The following is a 7,299-nucleotide window of genomic DNA, read 5'->3' as shown; positions in this document are numbered from 1 at the left end:
AGTGGCGAGAAGGTCAGCTTTTCAGGTACCATTTTGGAAGCGGCTGTTGGTGCTTGATGGATTGGTTAGGTTCTTGAAATCATAGCACTTTCAGCCGCTTTCTTTTATACCCTGTGAGAAATCCGGGCTAGCACAGGAAACCGAAAATGAGCCACAACCCGCGCCGCTTCACCCGTCCCGTTCGCCTTATCGTTTCCGTAGAGGCTGACACTGTGGCCAGTATTGACCAACTGATGAAGCAAGGCCGCCAGCATACCCACCGCAACCGTGCCGAGTTCGTTAGACGCGCGATTGAAAGGGAGCTATCACGCTGCCAGTCTGATGATTTTCATACCCCTTAAAAAGAGTCTCTTTGATGATTTTCAGACATGTTTACGCGCGCGTGGCCTGTTAAGCAGGTGAATAACAGGCGCTTCGATGATTTTTCTGAGGTCACTTTGTGCGTACTGATGCTGGAAAAACCTTCATGCCAGCATTGCCCACCATGGCATATTGAACGCGCCTAAGCCTTACCCCTACCCTAAGATTACCCCAAGGATTACAGCGCCCGTGATGGCGCTGCTTTCGTTTGTCTGGCTGGCGCTAATAGGTGGCTGATGTGCTGGGAATAGGCGACTGATGTGGTGCTGATGCAATGCTGTAGCGAGCATTTTCTGTGGGGGCGCCTGTGGGGGCGAAACGAAAATACGGCCAATACACTAAGGGAGGAATGAAGCCAAAGTATTGATTTAACTGGCGTCCCTGGCAGGAGTCGAACCTGCGACCTGCCGCTTAGGAGGCGGCTGCTCTATCCTACTGAGCTACAGGGACTAACGGGGCGCATAGTATAGCGGTTTGATCCGCCCCGGCCAACCGCGGTTTTGCATCGGCAGAGGTCATATCCAACCGAGCAGGCGAAGAGCGAAGATACCCAGTGTCACGGTCACGCTGGCCATGAGCGTGGTCATGGCGATGATATTGGCGGCCAAGGCCACGTTCCCATTGATCGCTTTGACCATCACGAAACTGGCGGCAGCGGTGGGGCTGGCAAAGAAAAGAAACAGTAGGCCGAGCTGATTCCCCGAAAACCCCATCAGCCACGCAGCCAATGTGGAAAGCACGGGTAAAACCACCATTTTCATACTGCTGGCGCTGAGCGCCACTTGGCTTCCCTCTCGCATGCTGGATACCGATAGCGTTGCGCCGATGCATATCAACGCGAGCGGTAGCGTCAGCGAGGCAAAGTAATTACCCGAGGTCATTACCCAGCTGGGCAGCGACACCGAGAAAGCGGTAAAAGGTAGCGCAGCGAACACCGAAAGAATCAGCGGATTTTTGATGATATGACCCATCAAACTCCGCCAATCGGTCGCTTGGCCGGGCTGATAGGCCGCCAAGGCAACAACGGAGAGCGCGTTATACATCACGATCACCACCCCCAGCAGCAAACTACCGGCGGATAACCCATAATTGCCGTACATGCCCGCCGCCAAGGCCAAGCCTACGACCCCACAATTTCCGCGAAACGCTCCTTGAACATAAATGCCCCGGTCGGCTCTTGGCACGCGCAGGTGCGCCCAACCCCAACTCAGCAAAAACTGGCCCAACGTGGCGAGGGCAAAAAAGAGCAGTAACGGCACATCTAGAGCAACGCTCAAGTCAGCTTTGACTAGGCTGAGAAAGATCAGCGTGGGCAGTGTGGCTTTGAACACGAGAGACGAGGCGGTCGAAATGAAGGCGCTATCGATCCAGCCCAGGCGCTTCAAGGCAATCCCGATGAACACCATGGCAAAAACAGGCAGGGTCACGTCTAAGGTGCGTGTAAAGAGTTCAAGTAAGTCCACGAAGGCGCTCTCAGTCGAATCAGCATCCTCTTATACTCTACCGTTGACTGAGATTTGTCGACTCGCTAGACAGTCTCGTCACCATAAGGGAAAGTAAGCACAAACGCGCACCGTCACTGATAGGTCACTTATGGTTTTGCCCCTCAACCATGAAAACGAAGAGCAGCGCCTTCTCACGCTCAAGCGTTATACGCTAGGGGACTTGTCGGCTGACGACCACTTCGACCGTATCACTCAACTGGCTGCTGCCTACTGCGATACGCCCATTGCGCTAATGACGCTCGTCGATGACACCCATGTGTGGGTCAAGAGTAGCGTGGGCCAATCCACGCAGCGGATGCTGCGAGAACACTCATTCTGCGGCATCGCCATCGAAAAACGAGCGCTATTCGAAGTACAAGATGCCCGTCAGGACGCCTCGCTAAAGCAATTACCCCTGGTGAGTTCGCCTCCGCACATCGTATTCTATGCCGGAGCGCCTCTGATCGCAGACAATGGCAGCGTCATCGGCACGCTCTGCGTCATGGACACCCAGCCCCGTCGGCTCTCCAGCGTACAAAGCGCGCTACTTCAGCAACTGGCCAGTAGCGCGGTCCTGCAGTTCGAGCACTATGTATCTCAACGTGCCTACGATGCCATTGGCAACGCAGCGATTGGTCTCTGGGAAATGGACGTGCCCAGTCGCGCTACGCACTGGAACGATGTCGTCAACGAGCTCTACGACGTAGACAAGCGTGATGCTCGCACCTTCGAGCAGCGCATGGAGGCTTATACCCCCGAGGACCGCCAGCGCCTGATGGACGCCATCGACTCGGCTATCGAGCAAGGCCTTGCGTTTAACGACACGTTTCAATTGATCACGGTCAGTGGCGAGCCGCGCTGGGTCAGAATCACCGGCAACCCGCTAGTGGTCAACGGCCACGTGGTGCAGCTCATCGGTACGATGCTGGATGTCACTCCGCGTAAACAGATCGAAACCCAATTACTGCGCCAGCAGGCATTGGAGCAAGCCATCATGCGTGCTCAGGCGAGCTTCATCGATGGCCAAGGCAATGCCAAAGCGCTCGACCCGCTGCTCGAAGATCTATTGGCATTGACCAGCAGCGAATATGGCTTCATTGGCGAGGTGCTATATAACGAGAGCCAGGTCCCCTACCTCGTCGCCCACGCAATCACCGACATCACGTGGGATCGAGCCTCCAAGCTGTTTTATGATCAGAATGCTCCCGATGGAATGGTGTTCAGCAATCTCGACACCCTTTTTGGTCATGTAATGCGCCATCAACAGGTGGTGATCTCCAATACGCCCGCCCTCGATAACCGACGAGGCGGGTTACCGCCAGGGCATCCGCCGCTGAATGCCTTCTTGGGCGTGCCGATTCACTCTAACGGCCACTGTATCGGGATGATTGGCCTCGCTAACCGCCCTAACGGCTATGACGACGCCCTGGTCGAATTTTTGGCACCGCTACTAGGTAGCATAGGGCAGTTCATCAATAACCTTCGCAATCACCGTCAGCAGCGCCAAGACCAGCAGGCCATTGCTCGCCTGTCGATGGTGGCCAAAAATACCAGTAACGGTGTCGTCATCACCGATGCCAAGGGCAATATCGAGTGGATCAACGACGGCTTTACACGACTAAGCGGCTATACCTTCGAAGAAGCCGTGGGTAAAAAACCTGGCAAGCTAGTCCAGGGAAGCGCCACCGATAAAGCCACCGTGCGGCGTATTGCGCATGCGCTGCGCGACAGGCAGCGGTTCGAAGAAGAGCTGCTCAACTACCGTAAAGACGGCACGCCTTATTGGGTACACATTAGCTGCAACCCACTTCCCGATAGCGAGCAGTCAGGTGGAGGCTTCATTGCCATTCAGTCGGATATTACCGACACGAAGCGTCACGAAGAAGCGCTGTATAAAGCTGCGAACATCGATGAATTGACGGGACTACCCAATCAACGCTTAGCCCGCACGCAATTAGAGGCGCTCATCCAGCAGCGCGAACCGTTGACGGTCTACGTCCTCAACATCGATGATTTCAAACGCCTTAACGACATGTTCGGCTACCCCGTGGGTAATCGTATTCTAACGCGCATAGCGAAACGCCTGCAGGCGTCGATCAAACCGTTGCGCGGGCAAGGCATTGCCGCACGGCTTAGCGGCGATGAGTTCGTGGTGGTCGCCCCCACCCAGCACTTCAACAGCGCAGCGCTGCAAAGCGCCATCCAGCAACCCATGAAGGTACATGGGCATAGCTTGAAGCTAACGACGTGCATTGGGATGACGTGTTTCCCAGAGGACGAAGTAGACCCTGACACGCTCTTTCGACACGCTTACCAAGCGCTGTATAAAGCCAAAACCCAAGGCGTCTCCCAGTGCGTTCGCTACAGCACCGATGAAGAGTACCTTTCCCGGCTACGTCAGCAAGAGCGCACCGCCATTCAGCATGGATTGAGTCACGGCGAGTTCCAGCTTTTCTATCAACCTCAAGTCGATTTGCAATCGAAAGAGGTGGTAGGTGCCGAAGCGCTGATCCGCTGGCAGCATCCTACGCGGGGGATTTGCGCTCCAGGTGAGTTTTTACCCCTCATCGAAGGCAGCGAACTGGAGTTTCTACTGGGCGAGTGGGTCATCGAAGCCGCTCTGAAACAGCTTCAGCAGTGGCAACGCGTCGGTATTTCGCTGCAGGTCAGCGTCAATGTCAGCCCGCAGCACCTGCTGCACCAAGGATTTTTGCCTCAGCTGGAAAAGTTATTAGCTCGCTATGCCGATGTGCCCACCAAGCTGCTGGCCATCGAAATTTTGGAGTCCGCCACGCTGGATGACATGCAAGCGGCGCTGCATGTGCTCGAAAACTGTCAACGGCTGGGGATCGACGTGGCGCTGGACGATTTCGGCACCGGCTACTCGTCGCTGGCGTACTTTCGCCGCCTGCCGGTGCAGTTGATCAAAGTCGATAGAGACTTCGTTCGCGATATGCTGGCGAGCGAAGATGATCGTGCGATCGTAGAGAGTATCGTCTTCTTGGCCAAGAAGTTCGCGCGCCCCGTGCTAGCAGAGGGCGTCGAGACCCTGGCACACGCTCAAGCGCTGCTGTCGCTGGGCTGCTACTTGGCCCAGGGCTACGGTATTGCGCGCCCCATGCCCGCCGAAGCGCTCCCCCAGTGGCTGATCACTTGGCAGCGGGAAGGTTTCCCAGACGCGTCTTAATCGAACAGCTCTATGGGGTCGAACTGTTCGGGCAATTTGACGACCACGGCGTCTCGCCCCTCCCCTTTGGCTTCATAACTGGCCGCATCTGCCCGGGAAATCGCCACATCGACCGTTTCGTCGCTTTCATCGAAGGTCGTCACGCCGATGCTGAGCGTCACGCTGTACTCTTTGCCCTCATGGGTCACGGTCACCTCGCTCACCGACTGACGCAACGACTCTGCGATACGCTCGGCCTGTCCCAGCGTACAGCTGGGTAGCAGCACGGCAAACTCATCTCCCCCTTGGCGCGCCACATGGTCACTGCGACGTACTTCCCAGGCCACGATTTGAGCGATACGGCGGAGCATCTCGTCTCCCAGCGCGTGGCCGCCCTCGTCGTTGATAGGCTTGAAATGGTCCAGATCGAAGAGAAGCAGCGCAGAGGGCGTGCTGGTCTTCTGGAAGTCGGCGAATGCCTCTTCCAACCGGCGCTCGAATCCACGTCGATTGAGTAGCCCCGTCAACGGGTCGTGCTCTGCCTCCCAGCGCTGCAACGCCTCTTGCTGGCGACGCTCGGTAATGTCCTTCACGACCCCGACCAAGCCCAGCGAGTGCCCCCCTTGAGACAACATGACCACCCGTGCATGAATGTCCAGCCACAGCGTTTCATGGTCGCTGCGCACGAATCGTAGTTGGCGCACGAAATCGCTACCGGTTTTCAAGCTGTGAACCCACATGTCCCTCGCCCCTTCTCGGTCGTCAGGGTGCACCTGCTCCATCCACGCCTCCATGGGCGTATCGGGAGGGATATCCAGCATCTCCAGCAGTGCCGGGTTCATATAAGTGATCTTGCCGCCAAAATTGGCAACGAACATGCCCTGGGGTGTAGCGCTCAATACGGAATCCAAAAACGCCTGGCGCTCTTGCAAATGGCCGACCAACTGCTGGCGCTCATGCTCTACGCGGTTGAAAGTCATCGCGACTTGCTGCAACTCCTGCATGCTGGTGGCGAGATCGAGACTCGCGCGCTCGCCCTTACCTACTTCACCAATTTGCGATTCAAGATGGTCCAATGGCTTGAGAATGCGCGCCAGCAGCCACCATAAGAGCGGCATCATGAGTAACGCCAGGACGAACCAAATGCCCAGCAGCTTATAAATGAACCCCGAGAGCGGTAACTGTGCTTGAGTGGTGGGCAAAAACAGGCCTACTATCCAATCGGCTGGCCACACTTGGGCATACGCTTGCAGCGCTACGCGACCACTCGACAGTTCGGCAACCCCTTCCCCTCTCCAACCCGCCAGCGCAAGCTCTAACATCGGGTTCAATTGGACGTTGCTGATCTCGGCGTTCACCAACTCGTGATCAGGATGGTAAAGAATTTTGCCAGAAGCGGTCGAAACGGCCGCATAGCCACTGTCACCCAAACGAATGGTGCTCAAACGATTGAAGAGTCCGCTGCTCTTGAGGCTGACGATGCCCCCGACAAAGCCCGCAAAACGCCCGTTTTCATCCAAACGAGGAATGCTGATGAGCACCAGCGGCATACCGCTAGCCCGGCCCACGAAGGGCTCGCTCACGTAGGGGCGGCGAATACCGCGCACCATTTTGAAATACTCGAGGTCTTTGGTCTCGAGGCCCACTCGCCCCACCACGCTCGGCCAGTCGCTCAAAATCACGCCGTTCTCATCGCTGACCACCAAACCTTCGAACCAAGCCAGCAGGGAGTCGTTCTTTTGCAGCTCGTAATTCAACCAGGTGGGATCGTCTGACAGCCCAATGGCCCCGTTCAACCGCTGTAGCGCGTTGATGCGCTGGTTGATCTGTTGGGTAATCTCATCGGCCAGCAAATCGGCTTCATAGCGCAGGTGGGCGATATTGGTCTCGTGCACCATGATTTTGCCGACCTGCCACGCCATGCCCAGCACGGCCCCCGCCAAGATGGCCAGCGCACAGGAAAGCCCCAGCAGCAGCCGGCTTTTTAGCGAACGAAACGTAATCAGTCGATGGATCAGGGGGGCTAGGCGCACCAGAAATCCCTATTTCGTTAACTTTCCTTGAATGGGGTTCGCGAGTTCAGACGCTATCATGGCTCGAAAGAAATAACTTATCAAAAACAACTGAAATGTGCGCGTTGAGACAAATCAACTTAGCTATTTTTTTCTAAACCGTTTCTTTCCGTAACGAAAGCGCCTTAACTCTAAGCCAAGCGCGTGCGAATTGATAACCACGCTTATTTCACGTATGTTCGCCGCCTATCTCGCAAACCACCCGACAAAACATTTC

At 56.0% G+C, this 7,299-nt stretch carries 4 protein-coding genes and 1 tRNA gene; 2 read left to right on the top strand and 3 right to left on the bottom strand.

Annotation, left to right across the window (positions count from 1 at the left end):
* Positions 1–146 precede the first annotated feature (146 nt).
* A complete protein-coding gene (locus MHM37_RS10380) occupies positions 147–341 on the top strand; it encodes a ribbon-helix-helix domain-containing protein (RefSeq protein WP_239296600.1) in 195 nt (64 codons plus the stop codon).
* A gap of 392 nt (positions 342–733) precedes the next feature.
* Here the strand turns inward: MHM37_RS10380 and MHM37_RS10375 are convergent.
* Both MHM37_RS10375 and MHM37_RS10370 read right to left on the bottom strand, forming a co-directional pair.
* Positions 734–810: transfer RNA gene (locus MHM37_RS10375), tRNA-Arg, on the bottom strand.
* A gap of 65 nt (positions 811–875) precedes the next feature.
* Positions 876–1,823 carry an AEC family transporter gene (locus MHM37_RS10370; RefSeq protein WP_239296599.1) on the bottom strand — a complete coding sequence of 316 codons (948 nt, stop codon included), beginning with the start codon at positions 1,821–1,823 and terminating at the stop codon, positions 876–878.
* 130 nt (positions 1,824–1,953) lie between these two features.
* On the opposite strand from MHM37_RS10370, the gene MHM37_RS10365 reads away from it, so the two are divergent.
* Positions 1,954–5,031, top strand: coding sequence for an EAL domain-containing protein (locus MHM37_RS10365; RefSeq protein WP_239296598.1), 3,078 nt, complete (start codon positions 1,954–1,956; stop codon positions 5,029–5,031).
* Here MHM37_RS10365 and MHM37_RS10360 read toward each other — a convergent pair.
* Positions 5,028–7,043 carry a diguanylate cyclase gene (locus tag MHM37_RS10360; RefSeq protein ID WP_153842795.1) on the bottom strand — a complete coding sequence of 672 codons (2,016 nt, stop codon included), beginning with the start codon at positions 7,041–7,043 and terminating at the stop codon, positions 5,028–5,030. The genes MHM37_RS10365 and MHM37_RS10360 overlap by 4 nt on opposite strands.
* Positions 7,044–7,299: the final 256 nt, after the last annotated feature.

It is taken from the genome of Halomonas sp. MMH1-48 (assembly GCF_022348105.1).
Taxonomy (GTDB): domain Bacteria; phylum Pseudomonadota; class Gammaproteobacteria; order Pseudomonadales; family Halomonadaceae; genus Vreelandella; species Vreelandella piezotolerans.
This window is presented reverse-complemented; position numbering and strand designations above follow the sequence as displayed.

Excerpts from the sequence above, each read along its gene's own strand:
- MHM37_RS10380 (WP_239296600.1), top strand. The coding sequence starts at position 147 with ATGAGCCACAACCCGCGCCGCTTCACCCGTCCCGTTCGCCTTATCGTT.
- MHM37_RS10365 (WP_239296598.1), top strand. The coding sequence starts at position 1,954 with ATGGTTTTGCCCCTCAACCATGAAAACGAAGAGCAGCGCCTTCTCACG.